We start from the raw sequence: 18,496 nt of genomic DNA, 5'->3' as shown, positions 1-18,496 counted from the left end.
TGTTTGTCTTTATCCTTGTCCAATCCTTTTATCAACCGCTAAATCCCCTTCCTGAGCACAAGACAGACGTGCTAGAATACGCCGAATGTTTCGCTCCGATTTTTAAAGGTCTTTTTAGATTATGAAAACCTCAAACCTACTTATTGCTACAACCCGTGAAACCCCTGCCGATGCGGTGGTTATCAGTCATCAGCTAATGCTACGAGCCGGTTTAATCCGCTCGCTTGCCGGCGGTCTTTACAACTGGTTACCGCTTGGTGTGCGCGTATTGCGCAAGGTTGAGCAAATTGTGCGTGAAGAGATGAACCGCTCAGGCGCACAAGAAGTGTTGATGCCGGTAGTTCAACCGCTGGAACTGTGGCAAGAATCGGGGCGTCTGCAAGATTATGGTCCAGAACTGTTACGTTTTGAAGACCGTCATCAGCGCGGTTTTGCCTTGGGGCCAACCCACGAAGAAATCATCACAGATCTGGTGCGCAATGAAATTCGCAGCTATAAGCAACTGCCGATCAATTTCTATCAGATTCAAACCAAGTTCCGCGATGAAATTCGTCCGCGTTTTGGTGTTATGCGTTCTCGTGAATTCATTATGAAAGACGCTTACTCTTTCCACCTGGACCGTGACAGCCTGCAACAAACCTATGATGAAATGTACGATGCCTATAACCGCATTTTCAGCCGTATCGGCTTAGATTTCCGTCCGGTACAGGCTGATACAGGTTCCATCGGTGGTGACGGTTCGCACGAATTCCACGTATTGGCCGATTCCGGTGAAGATGACATCGCCTTCTCAACCGAAAGTGATTTTGCCGCTAACGTCGAATTGGCCGAAGCGCTGGCACCAAGAGGCGAACGCCCTGCTGCCACAGCCGAATTGACCAAGGTGGATACACCAAAAGCTTTCAGCATTGAAGAAGTCAGCAACTGCTTACAGGTAAAAGCGAAAACCATTGCTAAAACGCTATTGGTCAAAGGGGCGACCGAAGACGCACCGATTGTCGCGCTGGTTATTCGTGGTGATCATACACTCAATGAAATCAAAGCCGAAAAACTTGACTTGGTTGCCGAACCTTTTGAACTCGCGAGCGATGAAGAAATCAAAGCGACCGCTGGATGTGGAGCCGGTTCAATTGGCCCGGTTGGCTTAAATATCCCGGTAATCGTTGACCGCACCGCTGCGAATATGGCGGACTTCGTTTGTGGTGCCAATATCGAGCAGGTTCACTACACCGGCGCCAACTGGGACCGTGACGCCAAAGCAACGCTAATTGCCGATATCCGCAATGTCGTTAAAGGTGATCCAAGCCCATGCGGTAAAGGTAAAATCGAAATCCGCCGCGGTATCGAAGTCGGTCATATTTTCCAATTGGGTAATAAATACTCAAAAGCACTAAACGCCAATGTACAAAACGAAAACAGCCGCTCTCAAGTGCTTGAAATGGGCTGTTACGGCATTGGGGTAACCCGCGTGGTTGCCGCAGCGATTGAACAAAACCATGACGATAAAGGTATTATCTGGCCGGAAGCGATCGCGCCTTTCAGCGTTTGTATCGTACCGATGCAAATGCATAAATCTCCACGCGTCAAAGAAGCCGCCGAAGCGCTTTATAACGAACTGACTACTGCAGGTATCGAAGTCTTGTTTGATGATCGCCAGGAACGTCCAGGGGTTATGTTTAACGATATGGAGCTGATGGGGATTCCGCATCGTATCGTTATTGGTGAACGTGGATTGGATAAAGGCGAGTTTGAGTACAAGCACCGTCGCGATGAAAAACCGCAAGATATTGCACAAGAAGGCTTTATCGATTGGTTAAAAGCGAAAATGGCATAATCCAGCCTAGATAGAAAGCTATCATTGCTAATGAAAGCGGCTCAAGATAGAGATCTTAGCCGCTTTTTTATTAACTGGAATTTGGCTTTTTATCAATTCTATAAAACTTTATGACGCAAGCTTACTGATTTTGCATAAAATAGAATTCTGACGGCGCAACCTCATGCAAACATAAGCCGGTGACGCCCGTGATGAATCAATGGAGAAAAACATGAAACAACTTAAAGCCTTATTCGCCATCAGCGCAATTACTCTTTTTTTAACAGCTTGTGGAGCAGAAGTGGGCAGCGATGAATGGTGTGCCGACCTGAAAGAAAAGCCAAAAGGTGAATGGACCATGGACGAAACCGGTGACTACGCCAAACACTGCCTACTAAAATAATCCCCAGCCCCACTCTTTTTGCAAGACCGTTATTCACGGTTTTGCAATAGTTACCCTCTGACAGTTTTCTATAACAATGTTAGTATAGTCCTCCAGTAATAAAGCCTTTCACACTAAGGTAAAACGTTCAATTGATTCCAAGTAATGAGGAATGCCATTAATGGATATTTTTCAAAAGATATTTCTCTATCTCGGCGCGATGCTTGCCGCCTGCTTTTTAGTGGTTGCCTTAATCGCCCTATCTAATGCGGAAAACGGTCAATTGACGGTCGAAAGCCTGTCACACTTAGAGGATCAATTCCGTTCTTTCTATGAACTGTTTCGCTGGTTTGTCTATATCTGGATGGCCGTTGCGATTTTTCTATTTATACGCTTTTTAACACGTATTTTTCGTTAAATGAATTAAGTTGTGAATCTTATGATACAAACAAAATTAAACCGATTCTTAATCACCGGGTTAGCACTAGCTATACTAAGCCCTATGGCTCAAGCCAATGACAATATTCTTAAGATCTATGAAGAGTTTTCCGTAGCCCGAGCGGTTATCGACCACTGCCATAGTCCATCGAAACAGGAGTTTAATCAATTCTTGGAAAACTTCGCCGCCGTCAACCAATTGACCGCACTGGAACTGAAAGGCATGTACCCGGACAAATCACCTCAGGCGTTGAGTAATGCGGTGCAAAAACGCAGCACCTTTATTGCCGGTAATACCGATATGAAAATCATAAGAACCGGATGCGATACCCCTTTTGTAAAAGAAGCGATTGAAAGATTCCCCAAGTTATTGGAATGGAAGCCTTAATATGCCATTAAAAAGCCGCTTTAAAGCGGCTTTTTAACTGACTCAGTTTGCTTTATATTCAAGCTGTGCCCGTGTTGTCATCAGCGTATCAGCTTGAAGTTCAATTTGCCTGCCCGTTTCAAAGAAGGACATATCCTTACTTAAACTGTCTGCACTATCAGTCATACTTTCGGCGGCAGCCGATGTTTCTTCGACCAAAGCAGCGTTTTGCTGAGTTACCTGATCAATATCTGCAATTGCTTTATGCACTTGACCAATTCCTTCAGCCTGTTGTTCAGAAGCACTCGCTATATGTGTAATCATGTCTGATACTGAAATAATAGAAGCATTAATGTTATCCAACATTTCTCCTGATTCTGAGGCCAAACCTGTACCTTCATCTATTCTGGATACACTCTCTTCAATTAAAGCTTTAATATCTTTCGCCGCTTCAGCAGACTTTTGCGCCAAAGCCCTTACTTCTCCTGCAACAACAGCAAAACCTCTCCCATGTTCACCGGCTCTAGCGGCTTCCACAGCTGCATTCAAGGCCAGTAAATTTGTTTGAAAAGCGATACCGTCAATCAAGGTGACGATTTCAGATATTTTATGGCTAGATTCCTGGATTTGCGCCATGGCATTGATGGTTTTTTGCATGACCTGCACACCGGTTTTTGCTTTCGACTCAACTTGCTGAGAAAGCTCGGCAGCCTTATTGGCATTTTCGGTGTTATTCAGAACAGTAGCACTCATCTCCTCCATGGCAGCGGAGGTTTCTTCTAATGATGCAGCCTGTTCTTGGACGCGCTGACTTAGATCTAATGCTCCGTTAGTCACCTCTTGGGCGGAGTGAGCAACCGTATTGGCGGTATTTACCGCATCCGCTACTACTCGCACTAATTGTGTCGCTGTCTGGTTTATCGCATCACTTAATACGGCTAAATCTCCACTATAGTGATTTTCAATTTTCTTGGTTAAGTCGCCTTTAGCCTGAGCCACCATAATTGCGCTAATATCCTTAATCGCACCGTTAAGTTCTGTAAGCGACTGATTTACACCATCTTTAAGCTTTAAAAGATCACCACGGGCTTCAACCGTAATTCGTTGATCAAAATCACCCGATTTCATTGCATTCATAACGTCAATAATGCCGTTTACTGTATGATTAATTGAATGCAGTGCTTGCTCAGTCTTATCTCTAAACTCACCGGTAACATCTTCGTGCATTTCTATATTGAAATTACCGTTATATAGGGCATCCATCACCTTTCCAAGTTCATCCATCATAAAGCCGACTTTGCCCGCACTGGTGTTAACACCCTTTTGCAATTTTTGTAAATCGCCGTTTAACGATAACAGCATACGTTTTTCAAAATCCCCCTCAGCAACGGCTTCCAAAACACTATTTGCTTCATCTATGGCTTTCTGAGAAGAGTTCAAGAGTTCATCAAAAGCCTTAGACATTTGACCAATTTCGTCCTGTTGATCAATTTCGCTGCGTAAATTAAACTGACCTCGGTTCACCACTTCATGCATAACCTCTGCTAAATGAACAATAGGTTTAATAATCGCACGACTAATATAAGTACTTAATGCCAAAACCATCAAACCAATAACAAAGAATGCGATTAAAAAGGTTTTGTCTAAACTTGAAAAAAATTCCAACTGCTGTTGTTTTTGCTCAGATCTGATTATTGTCGCCACCTCTTCTGCTTGACGAGCTTGTTCAGTTAACTCTGCCATCAAAACAATAGACTGTTCACGCAACTCAGTAAACTTAACAAACTCGGAGGCATAGCTTTGTAGCGCATTTTGTAACCTGTCCATTTTTGCCTTATTTTCAGCTCGCTTAAAATCATTACGTAAATCACCAATTATCTGGTTAATCTCAGCTAAACGCTGGTTTACATTAGCAATGTATTTCTCATCTTTTCGACGAATATAATTCTTCTCATTAATCCTAATTTCTTTCAGGTTCTTAATAATTCTGTTAGTAAGGGAAGCCTTGTTTATTTTATCCGCCAGTGCCGACATGTTAATTGGTTCAGCCTGCATCAACTCTTCACGCTGCTGTTTTTGGATCTCCCGTGCAATATTTGCCAAACTTTCAACCTCTCGCGCTGAAATAGTCATCTGCTTTTCAGCGTCTAAAGATTTTTCTCGGACATGAGTATATTCAACGAAGGCCTGCTGATAATTTACTAAGGCACCATTTAGGTTAGCAGTTAATTGAAGATTGCTTGGGTCATCAAAACGCTTTTCCAACTCACTAGTAATATCAATACCTTTTTGAATATTTCTTTCAAGCTCTTCTAAGTATTTCTCATCTTTACGCTGAATGTAGTTTTTTTCAGAAATTCTCGCTTCAGCAAGATGCTTGATGACACTGTTTGCCGAACTCGCTTTATAAGTTCTATCATCTAAATTATTAAGACCGGAGTTAACCAACCAGTAAAGCCCTATTAATAAAATGATTACCATCACAGGAATCATCATCATTTTATTTTTAATTGAAATATTGCCCATGATCTAAACCTTTTATATTTTTTTCGAAATTATATTATACATATTAATAAATATATTTATACAAAACTTGTACAATACTTCTCCCCTCTCTCAAACACTCAATCTTGACAGGATAACCCTTCCTTACAACAGAGCCATCTAACACATAAACAGCAATAGTTAATTTGGAAATTTTCTCGTAAAAATGGATAAACTCTATTCTGAATAGTTATAATCTCGTACAAGATTTTGACAAAGTGGTTAATGGCAAATAATGGCAATTCAGTGGTTTCCGGGACATATGCACAAAGCTCAGAAAGAAGTGCGCGAGATTTTCAATCAGGTCGATGTTTTTATCGAAGTTCTTGATGCACGTATCCCCTACAGCAGTACAAATCCGCTGATCGAAGAGATTCGCAAAGATAAGCCGACCATTAAGATTCTCAGTAAATGCGATCTGGCCGATGCTGACAAAACCGCCGAATGGCAAACCTATTTAGAAGCCGAATCATCGGTTAGGACTCTGGCTTTTAGCGCCGGTCAATCCGACAAACGCCAACAGCTGATTGATTTAATCAAATCCTTAGCGGCTGAAAAAATCGGAACGGTAAAAACCATTCATGCGCTGATCATCGGCATTCCCAATGTCGGTAAATCCACTTTGATTAACCACATTACCGGCAAGACCATCGCCAAAACCGGTAACGAACCGGCGGTCACCAAACACCAACAACGCATCAAGTTAGAAGACAACATCACCCTGATTGATACACCGGGAATGCTCTGGCCGAATATCGAAAATGAAAACAGCGGCTACCGTTTGGCGATTACCGGCGGCATTAAAGAAACCGCTTTTGAGTTGCCGGATATTGCCAGCTATGCCGCAGAATACCTGTTGCATGCCTACCCTGAAGCCTTGAAAAAACGTTTTCAACTCGATGAGCTACCGGCAACTGACATAGAACTGCTTGACGAGATTGGTAGAAAACGTGGCTGTCTACGCTCTGGCGGCATGGTCGACTTGGAAAAAGTCTCGCGCTTATTGGTAATGGAGTATCGTGATAATACGCTGGGCGCCTTAACTTTAGAAACCCCGCAGATGATGCAACAAGAACTACTGATTGTAGAAAAACAGCGTGAACAAAAAGAAGAAAAGAAACGCCTCCGCGAAGAAGCGAAAAAAGCACGCCGTAAACGTCACAAAAAGAATAAACGTTAATACTACAGCCAAACATTGTCTTTAGCTGAGCTTTACGAATCGCATTGCTCTCTATCGGTCATTGCCAACTGTCTCGATGGGAGAAACCATGCTCAGCTACCTGCATTCATTTCACGCCGGTAATTTTGCCGATGTGCTGAAACACAGTATCAGTGCTTACATTCTTGATTACCTAACCAGCAAACCCAAACCGATGTTTTATCTCGATACCCATAGCGGTGTCGGCGCTTTTTCTTTATTTGCCTCCGAAGCGCAAAAAAACAAAGAGTACCAAAACGGTATTGGCAAACTTTGGCACCTGAGCCAAGATCGCAACGCATTCGAGCAAGCCCCTGAACTGGTGCAGCAATATCTTGAATTGATCCAGCAATTCAATAATAGTGATGAACTCAGCCATTACCCAGGCTCACCTTGGTTTGCCCAGCATCTGCTGCGCGAACATGATCGTCTTAATTTATTTGAACTGCATCCTCGAGAATTCAAGACGCTAAGTCAGAATTTTGCCAACGACCGTCGGATTAAGGTTTTTCAAAAAGACGGGTTTCATGGCTGTAACAGCCAGTTACCTCCAAAGGAGCGTCGAGGTTATATCCTGATGGATCCGCCCTATGAAGTGAAAACCGATTACCAAACCGCACTGGATGCTTTTATCAAAGCTCATAAAAAATTCAGTACTGGCACCTATGCGCTATGGTATCCGGTCGTCAATCGCAAACAGATCGACTTGCTTGAACAACAGTTTAAGGATAGCGGCGTAAAAAACATTCAGCTTTTTGAACTGGGTATCGGCAAAGACGAAGATAAAGGCATGAATTCAAGCGGAATGATTGTTATTAACCCGCCTTGGACCTTGATGAAAGCTGCACAGCAGGCACTTCCCTGGCTGAGCACTCAACTAGCCGGTAAAGAAGGTTTTTATCGCTGTGAACAGCTTGTCGAAGAGTGATTTAAGATGATCGCGCAGACTTACTGCTGAAAAGATTCATTCAAATAACGTTCGGCCAGCTGTAAGGCCTCTTCAGCACTCATACCTTGATGCATGAAGTCATAGGCAATTTGTTGCTGTTCGGTTAAAAAACGTGATTCAAAATCCGCTATTAAACGTTGCCAGGCTTGCTTGTCATCCGGATTATTCGGAGTATGGGCTAACAGCTTGGCTAGCATTCCCAGTGCGATAGTGGTATCGCTCATATGTTGATAATAGTGGGAAAACTGCTGCAGCAAACGCTCGATTTCACTGGCATCCACCATAGAATTCTGTGCGCAATGCAATGTATCCTCGATATCTTTTAAAAGCTCAGAGCCCCAATGACGGCTAGATTTAAGCTGTGATACCGCCAGATTCAAAGCCATACTCGCTTCTTGGTAATCGGCCTCATCAGAAGACATTTGCGAACCGTCCTCAAGGAAATCAAATTCGCTTAAATCCGTTGCTTGCATGGAAATCAACGCGGTGTTTTGGTCGGTCATGACAATACGGTGATGGGCAAGTAGCTGATCGCTGGTAACCTGAGTAATATGACAACCGCAAAGAACGCGGTTATCTACCTGACGCTGATGGACAACCTCAACCCCTTCGAGGCAATAGATTTCCTCAGAATCACTGTTTTTGATACGCAAACTGACAATCTGACCTGGCAAGAAGAAATCGGCATCATCAACCCAAAAACTCAAACCGGTAAGATTGACATCATTACCTTCGAACGGATCTGAAAAGGCAATATCTTCATTATTAGTGACTTCAAACGGGCGTGAAAAACGTGCCGATTGGCGTTGTTCTAAATCCATTTGAATCATTATTATTGCTCCTTTACAGCCGCTGAATTAAGGTGACGTTTTCCCTTTAAAACCTAATGCCAGACAATCCGCTTCCGGTAACCAACCCAAGCAGCTGCGCACCTTTAAAGACTGGTAATTGCGCAAGATAGGCAAGATGGTCAATACCCCCCATAAAATCTGATACCAATGCCAGCCGATAGCTGAAGGCTGTTGCGCCCACCATAGGTTATTGACACCGAAATGCTTGGTTTTAAATAGCAGATGAATGGCCAAACGCCAGTATTTCATTGCATATTTGATGCGGGTTGCTAACATGCTTGTCCCTTAAGGTTATCCTGTAAAAACTGAAAGTCTTTAATTATTTTAGCTCTATTTGTAGCGAAATCAAAAATTAGCGCTAACACTCCTCGCAATCGAGTTTACGGTTTCAACTCAATTAACGGTTCATTTTCTTTAAATACCGTTGTGCCCGGGGCAATAAAAACCTTGGTGACAGTGCCGTCAATCGGCGCTTTGATATAAACGTACTTCTGCCAAGCCAGATGGTGCTGTAACTCCGCTTTAGCCTTTTCTAGGCCGGCCTTGGCTAATTCGTATTGAAGTTTGGCGGCATCGAAAGAACGTTTTGAAGTCACGGTACGGTCATACAGGTCGAGCGCTTGATCATATTCGATCTGCGCATCGTCAAATTGCAGTTGAGCCACTTTCAGCTGCGATTGCAATAAAGCCTTTTTTGCCTGATAACGTTGCGCGTCGATATCGACAAGCTTGTCGCCTTTTTTGACTTGCTGGCCGTTATCAACGTAAAGTTTACTTACCTGTCCACTTACCAATGCGCCGATGCGTACCGTGTTATTGGCACTGGCGGTTTGCCAAACACTGCTGAGCAACAGTGCCGATAGCGCCAAAAAAGAAAGCCTATAATTCAATGTGTTTTGCTGTGAAGAGTTTTGCATAGCAGTTCCTTTACCCATACAACTATTGAGCCGCAATCACTTCGGCTGAATTTAAATTTGGAGCTTTACCGGCTAAATAATCCAGTTCAAGCCATAAAAGAGCCTGTTTGAACTGCCATTCAACCATATTGTAATTAGCTTCTGAAAGACGCACCATAGAGTCCCCTAAGTCGGTTGCCGACTCGTTTTCATAGAGAGCGCGACTGAAATCGAGATAAAGATCGGCATAGTCGCCAAATAACTTATGTTGTTTCTGCTCCGCATCCAATAATTTGATTTGAAAATAAACATCCGCAACCTCGGCACGCAGTTGCTGAGCGAGCAGTTGCATATTGGCTTGCATCTGATTCATTTTTGCCTGAATCAACTTCTGCCCGGCACGACTATTACCACCATCATACAAAGGCACATCAATACTGATCTGTGCTTTCCAGCTGCCTTCTCTTAACTGAGGATAACTGTCTAACTGCCCCGCCCATGCATCGCCACGCAAGGTTGGCGAGTCCAGGTTTTGAGCCTTTTGCAAATCAAACTGCAAAGCCTGGTAGGCCTGTTGCAACGCTTGCATTTGTGGATTCTTTTCTAAAACCTGTTGCTGTAGAGCAGCTAGACTCATATCGCCCAGCTGACGTTGTTTGAAAGCGTCAAGTTTAGGAAAGACCAGCTCATCCGGACGCGCTTGCGGCAAACCGATGGTATTGGCCAACTCGACACGGGTTTTAAGCTGAGCCTGCTCCGACTGCATACGTTTCACCAAAGCTTTTTGATAAAGCTGCTCACCGGCCAATAAGTCGACGTCTGAGGCCTGACCAATGGCATGACGCTCTTTTAACTTATCAAAACCGACATATTCGATGGCCATGGCCTCGTTATCGACGCGGTATTGGAAATCGGATAACAACGCATTGAAATAAGCTTTAATCACTTGCAACTTCTGCAGATTCTCAACCTGTTGTAACTCAAGCTGGCGTTGCGACAAAATCAGGGCATCACTTTGTGCCTGTGCCGCAAAACGACCAAAATCATAGAACACCTTACCGACATGCAATACCAAACGATGATTGGGCTCACTGCGCTCTTTAAACTCGCGATACCCCAGACGTCCTTGTAGCGCCAATTGCCAATTGTTAACCGATTCATTGAGGCTTCCGTTAGCTTCGCTAATCTCTAGCATCGCCTGTTGCGCCCTGATATTTGGCGAAAGCTGAGCATAGTCAGCTAATAAGGCCTCTAGACTTAAGGGGTTAGGTAATGAAACAGGTAATGAAACCGGAGCGGATTGCTGTGCTGCCTGAACTATCTCACCTTCGGCCGGAGCGCTAGCGTTTTGCGCCAAAAGCAGAGGTGAATTAAATAAACCGGCGCACAATAAGATGGTCGTCTTTAGAGATGGGCGTTGAAAACCGTTTAGCATCAGTGACTCTCTTGATTTTAAAGGCATTATTTGGCTTGCTTACGCTGGCGCTTGTATTTGGTGAATGACATGGTTTGATAACTGCCATCAATCACATATTCGGCTAACCATTTAAACTCTTCTTTAGTGCGCGTTGGCCCGGTATAACGCAATACAGGCTTGCCATCCAAACCGAAAATCATCATGACCGGTGTGGCGCGAACGCGGTATTTCTTTTCCGCCAATTCTTGGGCGGTGGCGACTTGACCATCGAAGTCGGTAATCTCATTACTGCCTTCAATATCATGTTGCAGGGTCAGAAAGTTATCACGGAAAAGCTTGATCACATCCGGTTCGGTCATAATCGTCGTTTTCATACGATGGCAAAACGGACATTCGTCCATATGATAAAAAACAAAAACCCCTTTCTTACCGTCCTCTTTAGCAACCTCCAACTCTTCCTGGTAGTTACCAAAAGTTTCCATAAAGAAACTTTCGGCCGCCATGGTGTTGGTCGTCAGAAAAGCACTTAGCGCCATCAAACAACTCAAACTGATCGCTTTGATTGGATTTAGGTTTTTACTCATTCATCACTCCTAATGAACTCAAGTTTTTCAGTTAATCGACCTTTACTATTTTGCCGTCATTTGCGCAAACTTACTAATAAAATCTTCCAGCATTTTTTGATCGACCATTCCGGTACGCGCGGCAACAACCTTACCTTCAGGCGTTACCATATAGGTAGTTGGCAGTCCGCGAACATCGCCAAATGGAGAAGTACGGCCGTCTACGCGCCCCGGGAACTTAACAACCGGGTAATTGATCATTTGTGATTCAGCGAAGGTTTTTACCTTATCGGCTTCGATGTTTTCGTAGTTTACGCCCAACACCACAGCACGCTCTTTGTTCTCTTCCTGAAACATCACCAAATCAGGAATCTCAACCAGACAAGGCGGACACCAGGTTGCCCAAAGATTAACAATTACCCACTTACCTTTATAGTCGGCCAGAGTACTTTCATTGCCTTGTAAATCGACAAATTTAATGTCTTCATCCGCCGCCTGAGCTCCAAAAGCCAGTAACAACAAAACGCTCAACACAAGTGTTCGTAAATTCGACAGGACATCTGATGTAGTTTGCTTAGTCATTTCGTTTCCCTTTCTTTTCATCAATCACAAAGCCTTTCAGCTATTAATTGTTTGTTTATTTTTTTCGATTATTCGCTATAGACCTAAAATCGGCGTTTTTCTGTCAGCCGTTCTGGTTGAGGATTTTTTTCACAAATGGCAAGGTCAGCCGGTGTTTTTCCACCAGACTGGCCTGTTCAAGCATTTTCAGCACAGCCAATAACTCTTGCAAATCATTGGAGAACTGTTTGATCAAATAGTTGCCCACCTCTTTGGTCAGTTCGAATCCCAACCTTGAACTATGGCGCGTTAAAGCACTGATTAATTCATCCTTATCGGTCAAAGGTGCAATCTCAATCGGTAGCACATTAATCAGGGCTTTCATCAATTCCTGAGTGGCTATAGACCACTCACTGATCGATTTTTTACCAGAGAGGATCACGCTATGGCCTTGCACGCTTGATTTGACCAATAGGTTAGCCAAAGCCAACTCCCATTTACTGTTACCGATAATGGTATCGACATCGTCCAAACAAACCAGCGGGGTCTGCTCCAAGCCGATCAACACATCGGGAATCAGTGGCAAGGAATCATCGCTCAGAGGTAAATAGACGCTGGTTTTATCGTGCTCGGTAATGAATCGACAAGCCGCTTGCAATAAATGGGTTTTACCCACGCCGCTATTGCCGAACATATAAAAGGAGCCGCCCCCGCTTTTAAGACTTTTCTGCAGGTTATTCAATGCAAACGCTACCGACTCCTGCTCCGTAACAAAGGTGGCGAAACAGGCTTCCGAACGAAGTCCAATTTTTAAAGGCATCTGCACAAACATGTAATTTCCTTAAAGCGTGATAATTTACGCGAATTTGATAAACCTACGACTACTGCTGAGAGGCGCTGTCTTGTTCAATCGACAGAGAGGTTTCGGGCTCTTCAATAAAAGCGGCGACCTTGGCGTTCACTTCGATTTTTTGCGCCGCCGGATCACTATTGATGATTTCAACTTTACTCCAGCTTTGCAACCAGTTGATTAACGACTGGTATTCACCCTGATACTCGATATCAAAATTCAGCTGTCCTGCGGACACCTGTTTTAACATAACATGAGTGATTAACGGCTGTTGCGCCAACAGGTCTTTTTCCAGCATTTTGAGCTGTTCTCCGAAACCGATTTGATTGACCTGCAACCAGATATGGTTTTTCTGTAAGGTTTCAACCGCAGTGATTTTGGCATACTGCTGCATCGCATCATTAAACATGATTTGATAAAGAACGCTTCTTTCCGCTCCCTTGCTTGACCCGGAACTCAGGGTATCGCCATTTAAGGCGAATAAACGCCAGTCCAATTGATATTGACCATTGCTACTTTGCAACTTGAAACTTAACAGGTTTTGCTGACTCTCACGAATCATCGCTTCTTGAACCTTGCTCAAGTTATTACTGGCATCGACTGGATAGATCCAATGGTTGGCCGAATCCGGCACCTTAATCGGCAGTTTCAAAGCCTGTGGATAATCCCTGAAATCGACATCAATACGATAACGCAAGGTTTCTTCGGTTAACTTTTGTAGACGTCCTTGCTGGATAAACGCCCCCATCACCAAAGTTGGCGGACGTTGCGCCGCGCTCAGCAACTTGATATGCTGCTGCTGAAAAGCCTGTTTTAAGCGATTGGCATCAAAACGTAATGCGATATTCTGCCCAACCACAACACCATCTTCTAGACGTGGCTTAATGTAATAACTCGCCAACCATTTTTTAGCCTGATTAATGTAGGTTTGCCCTAGCTTGGAGTCCAACAACTCACTGCGTCCGGTCAAACGCATCAGCAAAACCGGCATGGCTTTCTGCGCATAGCCGTCTAAAGGCACTTTCGCCGCGGTATCGACACTATCACCATAAGGCAGAGTAACGGTGAAAAATTCGGTGGGAATCACGGCAGAATTGGCTTGTGAACTGGGTACAAGCAGAAAGAATGACAAAATTACACTGAATAGCTGAAAACTTCTCATATAAGGCTCTTAAAATTTCGTTACAATATCATAATATTTTTTGTTTAAGTCAGTGTAGACTTTTGCGTAAAAGGTCAGCTTTTTTCAAGGTTTCATTCAACCTGAACGGAGTCAGACCATACCCTAAAGTTGAACCTCTATCAAAAATTTTGTGTTTTCTACAAAATGGATAGTTCTCTCTGACCGACTCCCTTATCTTAAACCTGTACAGAATTTAGAGATTATGACAACCAATACACAATCTATTAGCTATAAAGATGCTGGCGTTGATATCGATGCCGGTAATGCCCTTGTCGATGCCATCAAACCTATTGCCAAAGCGACAACTCGTCCTGAAGTGCCTGCGTCCCTGGGTGGTTTTGGTGCCTTGTTCGAATTGGATATGGGCAAATACAAAAACCCGCTTTTGGTTTCGGGTACTGACGGCGTTGGAACCAAGTTACGCTTAGCGATTGATAGTGGTAAACACGATCAGGTAGGTATCGACTTGGTGGCAATGTGTGTTAACGACCTAATCGTACAGGGTGCTGAGCCACTGTTTTTCCTAGATTACTATGCAACCGGTAAACTGGACTTGAATGTCGCTACCGATGTGGTCAAAGGAATCGGTGAGGGGTGCCTGCAATCAGGTTGTGCATTGATTGGTGGTGAAACAGCTGAAATGCCTGGTATGTATCCACAAGGCGATTATGACCTAGCCGGTTTCTGTGTCGGAATTGTGGAAAAGTCTGACTTGATTGACGGGACTAAAGTCAAAGCCGGCGATATTATGCTGGGGCTTTCTTCAACAGGACCTCACTCTAACGGTTACTCTTTGATTCGTAAAATCCTTGAAGTCAGCAATGCCGACTTAAATATGGACATGGATGGACAACCTTTGATCGACGCCCTGATGGCCCCGACAAAAATCTATGTCAAGCCGCTGCTAGAGCTGATGAAGCAAATCGATATTCACGCCTTGTCACACATTACCGGCGGCGGCCTGTTGGAAAACCTGCCGCGCGTTATGCCAAACAATACCTCGGCAACCATCAATACCAATAGCTGGCAGCGCCCTGCGGTATTCGACTGGCTACAGGAGCAAGGTAATGTCGAATATGAAGAAATGCACCGTACCCTAAACTGCGGTATCGGAATGGTCATCGTTGTCGATGAAGCCGACAAGGATACAGCCATCGAGTTATTAACGGCTGCTGGTGAACAGGTATCAGTCATTGGTCAAATTGAATCGTCTGACCAAGAAAAACCATCTGTAAAACTGGTTCAAGCTTAATTTGATAGGCTTGCAGGCCATAACCTGCAAGCCCTTTTACATTTAATTTAGCGTTTATTAGTTTTACTATGCCAACATTATCCTCTTCTTCAGACTATCGTAAAAAACGTATCGCCGTTTTGATTTCCGGTAACGGTTCTAATCTTCAAGCGATTATTGATCATCAGCAACAGCATGCCGAACTGTACGAGATAGCCATCGTTATCAGCAATCGTCCGCAAGCGTTCGGTTTAAAACGCGCCGCCGATGCCCATATCGAGCAAAAGGTTATTGACCACACCGAATTTGATAGCCGTGAAGCCTTTGATGCAGAACTGCAAAAACTGATCGACAGCCATCAAATTGACTTGGTTGTACTGGCTGGTTTTATGCGTATTCTGACTCAGGACTTTACCCGTCATTACCTGGGCAGAATGTTGAATATCCACCCATCATTACTGCCTAAATATACCGGACTCAACACCCATACCAGAGCGATTGAAGCCGGCGACAAAGAACATGGTTTAAGTATTCATTTTGTCACCCCGGAACTTGATGGCGGCCCGGTGATTTTGCAGGCCAAGCTTGAAATCGGAGCCGATGACAGCGCCGACAGTCTTGCCGAAAAAGTACATCGCCTGGAGCATCTCGCCTATCCTCAGGTAGTACAGTGGTTTGTTGAAGATCGCTTAAGCCTCAAGGATAACCATGCTTGGCTCGATCAAAACTGTCTTCAGACTCCTGTCGAGTTTAACGCCGATATTTAAGTTATGCTGATAGTGAATAACAAAGGTTTCAGTTCAACGGAGTCTGTAATGGATTTATTCACCTCGGCAAGAACACATCACTCAAATATCCGACCAAGCATCAGCAACCTTATGCCCGGTTTGCTTTTCAGCGCGCTGATGCTGTTTCAACATCAAGCCGCAGCGCAAAGCATCCAGGATTTTCAAGCCAAGTTCCATGTTGAAGCGATGGGCATGAATTTGGGTATTGCCAAACATCAATGGCAATGCAAGCAAGAGAACTGCTTTTTAATCAGCGATGCCAAGCCATCAGGATTGGCCGCTTTGTTTTTTACTGACTCTTCATTGGAAACCGTCAGCTTTAAACAAAGTGAAAAGCAGCTGCTTTGGCAAGGTTATCGCAAAGTCGGTTTTAGCGAAAAAAACGGCACAAAAACCCAAAAAATCACCGAACTGAAACTCAATCAGGACACAGTTGTTTGCCCACAAAAAAACAAACAATGGCCTGTCAAAGAAAAGATGTTCGATGCCCTATCAATTGGCTATGCCGTCTGGCATGCCAAACTCAACCGACAATCACTGGATCACTTTGTTTTAATTGACCCTAATTTTCAGACCGAACTGAAGCTGCAGTCGAAAAACAATAACGCAAGGATTGCATTAGATTTTGGCGAAGATAATATGGATGCCGTAAAATACCATTTTGTCAGCCCGAAAGCAGATATTGAACTTTGGTTACTACCCGAATTTAACTATTTTCCCGGTAAAGTTCGTATAAAAAACCAGGAAAACAAAACCCTTACCCTATCATTAGCGGAGCCTCCGAAACCACTATGAAACTGAGCGATAAAGACATTGTCCAATACCTAAAAGTTGGCAAAATTGGGATTCACCCACAACCATCAGAAGACAAAATTAAAGGTATCAGCGTAGATTTACGTCTGGATAATCGTTTTCGTGTATTCAATGACCACACGGCACCCTATATTGACCTGAGCGGTGAAAAGGAAGAGATGCAGCGCATAATGGACACGGTGATGGGTGATGAGATCCATATCGGTGAAAATGACGCCTTCTTTTTACACCCGGGCGAACTCGCCTTAGCAGCGACCATGGAGTCTGTGACGATTCCTGATGATTTGGTAGGTTGGCTTGATGGCCGTTCCAGTCTGGCTCGTTTGGGCTTGATGGTACACGTTACCGCTCACCGTATTGATCCAGGCTGGCAGGGACAAATCGTATTGGAGATCTTCAATAGCGGCAAATTGCCATTGGCATTGCGCCCGGGAATGGATATCTGTGCAATCAATTTTGAAACCTTATCCAGCGCCGCAGAGAAACCTTATAACAAGCGTGCCGATGCAAAATATAAAAACCAATCTGGCCCTACCGCAAGCCGCATCAACGAAGATCAAAAACTTCAAGAGCGTCAATTAGACCTGCTTAACGCACAATAAGACACTTCTTAATAAAACCCGCAGCTTCTCGTTGCGGGTCAACTCGAAAAACCCTCTCATTTTAAAGCCTTATAACAGGCACCTCTTATATTAGATAAAACTAATTTATATTGGGCAATCAATTATTCTGAATTGACCCGATACGAAACAAATACCATACTCTGCCGGTCTTTACTATAAATAAGCGATAGAACTTCCAGGAGTGAACATGCGCGAAATATTCAAAAATCTCTGGTTTAGAGATATTAACGAGGCTACCCCTTTTATCAACGAAACGGCTGTGCGTATTCGTGCCGGAATGTTATTGTTGATTCCGCTTTATATGGGATTAACTCTATTCGATGTCGGCTTTACCAGCTCCTGGCTAGTCGACGGTAATACCGCAGTAGACAGCTATGACACCGATTGGGACGGCAATATTATCTACCAGGTCGAAGCTATCAAGCGCACCTATGAATACTCATTGCAAACCATTGTGCTGTTCTATGCTTTGTTTGAAATGATTGTCAGCATGTTCAAGACCACTTCATGGCTGTCCCCTACCATCTGGATTTCGGCCTTTTTAGCGTACAATAAGCCTGCCGTTTGGAAACCTTTGTTACCAAAACGTTTTGCTTGGACCATCGGTGCCATTTTAATCAGCGTCTGTCTGGTATTTTTCAACCCTGAGGTGTTCGCTAGCTGGGTCAACGCCATCTATGGCTCGACTCTACTTCCGGAAACCGTCAACTATATGCCTTTTTGGATACCCATGACCTTGGTATGGGTGTGTATCGGTTTTATGTGGCTGGAAGCAATTCTTGGTTTCTGTGTCGGCTGCCAGATTCATGCGCTACTGGTTAAGTTAAGAATCTTGGACGAACCTTGTGAAGCTTGCGGCAATATCGACTGGGATGAAATCGCACGTAAACATCAAGAACGCCAGCAACAACAAAGCAGCGATGACCAAAAACCGGCGTAAGCGATACAGATATTACAAAAGATAATAAAAAAGCCACTGAAGAAATTTTCTTACAATGGCTTTTTATGCGCTCAAACTAGAAAGACTTG

The 18,496-nt window shown here is 44.0% G+C and carries 20 protein-coding genes; 11 read left to right on the top strand and 9 right to left on the bottom strand.

The window, feature by feature from the left end; all coding sequences use genetic code 11:
* Positions 1-121: 121 nt before the first annotated feature.
* The 4 genes from FE785_RS03905 to FE785_RS03890 all read left to right on the top strand — a co-directional run bounded on the left by FE785_RS03905 (position 122) and on the right by FE785_RS03890 (position 3,021).
* A complete protein-coding gene (locus FE785_RS03905; protein ID WP_138564521.1) occupies positions 122-1,834 on the top strand; it encodes a proline--tRNA ligase in 1,713 nt (570 codons plus the stop codon).
* Between the two features lie 211 nt (positions 1,835-2,045).
* Positions 2,046-2,216 (top strand): DUF3012 domain-containing protein, encoded by a 171-nt coding sequence (locus tag FE785_RS03900; RefSeq protein WP_138564520.1) that lies wholly within the window; start codon positions 2,046-2,048, stop codon positions 2,214-2,216.
* Positions 2,217-2,376: 160 nt separating this feature from the next.
* On the top strand, positions 2,377-2,613 hold the full coding sequence (locus FE785_RS03895; RefSeq protein ID WP_138564519.1) for a hypothetical protein: 237 nt from the start codon (positions 2,377-2,379) through the stop codon (positions 2,611-2,613).
* Positions 2,614-2,697: 84 nt separating this feature from the next.
* Positions 2,698-3,021 (top strand): hypothetical protein, encoded by a 324-nt coding sequence (locus FE785_RS03890; protein WP_138564518.1) that lies wholly within the window; start codon positions 2,698-2,700, stop codon positions 3,019-3,021.
* A gap of 42 nt (positions 3,022-3,063) precedes the next feature.
* Here FE785_RS03890 and FE785_RS03885 read toward each other — a convergent pair whose 3' ends face one another.
* Positions 3,064-5,526 carry a methyl-accepting chemotaxis protein gene (locus FE785_RS03885; RefSeq protein WP_138564517.1) on the bottom strand — a complete coding sequence of 821 codons (2,463 nt, stop codon included), beginning with the start codon at positions 5,524-5,526 and terminating at the stop codon, positions 3,064-3,066.
* A gap of 253 nt (positions 5,527-5,779) precedes the next feature.
* Here FE785_RS03885 and ylqF point away from each other — a divergent pair, with 253 nt between their 5' ends.
* Together ylqF and FE785_RS03875 are read left to right on the top strand one after the other, a co-directional pair.
* Positions 5,780-6,724 carry a ribosome biogenesis GTPase YlqF gene (gene ylqF / locus FE785_RS03880; protein ID WP_138564516.1) on the top strand — a complete coding sequence of 315 codons (945 nt, stop codon included), beginning with the start codon at positions 5,780-5,782 and terminating at the stop codon, positions 6,722-6,724.
* A gap of 88 nt (positions 6,725-6,812) precedes the next feature.
* Entirely contained in the window at positions 6,813-7,670 is an 858-nt protein-coding gene (locus FE785_RS03875; protein WP_138564515.1) for a 23S rRNA (adenine(2030)-N(6))-methyltransferase RlmJ, read from the top strand.
* A gap of 20 nt (positions 7,671-7,690) precedes the next feature.
* On the opposite strand, the gene FE785_RS03870 is transcribed toward FE785_RS03875, so the two are convergent.
* The 8 genes from FE785_RS03870 to FE785_RS03835 all read right to left on the bottom strand — a co-directional run bounded on the left by FE785_RS03870 (position 7,691) and on the right by FE785_RS03835 (position 13,991).
* On the bottom strand, positions 7,691-8,521 hold the full coding sequence (locus tag FE785_RS03870; RefSeq protein WP_138564514.1) for a PilZ domain-containing protein: 831 nt from the start codon (positions 8,519-8,521) through the stop codon (positions 7,691-7,693).
* 27 nt (positions 8,522-8,548) lie between these two features.
* Positions 8,549-8,818, bottom strand: a complete 270-nt coding sequence (locus tag FE785_RS03865) for a hypothetical protein (protein WP_138564513.1) — start codon at positions 8,816-8,818, stop codon at positions 8,549-8,551.
* A 104-nt stretch (positions 8,819-8,922) separates the two neighbouring features.
* Positions 8,923-9,459 carry an efflux RND transporter periplasmic adaptor subunit gene (locus FE785_RS03860; protein ID WP_202978321.1) on the bottom strand — a complete coding sequence of 179 codons (537 nt, stop codon included), beginning with the start codon at positions 9,457-9,459 and terminating at the stop codon, positions 8,923-8,925.
* A 22-nt stretch (positions 9,460-9,481) separates the two neighbouring features.
* Positions 9,482-10,873: a TolC family protein gene (locus FE785_RS03855; protein ID WP_168188905.1), complete on the bottom strand. Its 1,392-nt coding sequence runs from the start codon at positions 10,871-10,873 to the stop codon at positions 9,482-9,484.
* A 26-nt stretch (positions 10,874-10,899) separates the two neighbouring features.
* On the bottom strand, positions 10,900-11,439 hold the full coding sequence (locus FE785_RS03850; RefSeq protein ID WP_138564510.1) for a thioredoxin family protein: 540 nt from the start codon (positions 11,437-11,439) through the stop codon (positions 10,900-10,902).
* Positions 11,440-11,484: 45 nt separating this feature from the next.
* Complete coding sequence (locus FE785_RS03845; RefSeq protein ID WP_138564509.1) at positions 11,485-12,000, bottom strand: TlpA family protein disulfide reductase; 516 nt, start codon at positions 11,998-12,000, stop codon at positions 11,485-11,487.
* Between the two features lie 103 nt (positions 12,001-12,103).
* Positions 12,104-12,811, bottom strand: coding sequence for a DnaA regulatory inactivator Hda (hda, locus tag FE785_RS03840; protein ID WP_138564508.1), 708 nt, complete (start codon positions 12,809-12,811; stop codon positions 12,104-12,106).
* 49 nt (positions 12,812-12,860) lie between these two features.
* Positions 12,861-13,991, bottom strand: a complete 1,131-nt coding sequence (locus FE785_RS03835; RefSeq protein ID WP_138564507.1) for a DUF2066 domain-containing protein — start codon at positions 13,989-13,991, stop codon at positions 12,861-12,863.
* Positions 13,992-14,214: 223 nt separating this feature from the next.
* Here FE785_RS03835 and purM point away from each other — a divergent pair, with 223 nt between their 5' ends.
* The 5 genes from purM to FE785_RS03810 all read left to right on the top strand — a co-directional run bounded on the left by purM (position 14,215) and on the right by FE785_RS03810 (position 18,407).
* Positions 14,215-15,264 carry a phosphoribosylformylglycinamidine cyclo-ligase gene (gene purM / locus FE785_RS03830; protein ID WP_138564506.1) on the top strand — a complete coding sequence of 350 codons (1,050 nt, stop codon included), beginning with the start codon at positions 14,215-14,217 and terminating at the stop codon, positions 15,262-15,264.
* Positions 15,265-15,332: 68 nt separating this feature from the next.
* Positions 15,333-16,010, top strand: a complete 678-nt coding sequence (gene purN / locus FE785_RS03825) for a phosphoribosylglycinamide formyltransferase (RefSeq protein WP_138564505.1) — start codon at positions 15,333-15,335, stop codon at positions 16,008-16,010.
* Positions 16,011-16,058: 48 nt separating this feature from the next.
* Entirely contained in the window at positions 16,059-16,826 is a 768-nt protein-coding gene (locus FE785_RS03820) for a DUF3108 domain-containing protein (RefSeq protein WP_168188904.1), read from the top strand.
* The gene (dcd, locus tag FE785_RS03815; RefSeq protein WP_138564503.1) at positions 16,823-17,446 is read left to right on the top strand and encodes a dCTP deaminase; all 624 of its coding nucleotides are present in this window, start codon (positions 16,823-16,825) and stop codon (positions 17,444-17,446) included. The genes FE785_RS03820 and dcd overlap by 4 nt, the downstream gene beginning before the upstream one ends.
* A 208-nt stretch (positions 17,447-17,654) precedes the next feature.
* Positions 17,655-18,407, top strand: coding sequence for a DUF4395 family protein (locus tag FE785_RS03810; RefSeq protein ID WP_138564502.1), 753 nt, complete (start codon positions 17,655-17,657; stop codon positions 18,405-18,407).
* Positions 18,408-18,496: the final 89 nt, after the last annotated feature.

Source organism: Thiomicrorhabdus sediminis, from assembly GCF_005885815.1.
GTDB classification, from domain to species: Bacteria; Pseudomonadota; Gammaproteobacteria; order Thiomicrospirales; family Thiomicrospiraceae; genus Thiomicrorhabdus; species Thiomicrorhabdus sediminis.
The sequence above is the reverse complement of the archived record's forward strand: the minus strand, read 5'-3'. Positions and strand labels throughout refer to the sequence as shown.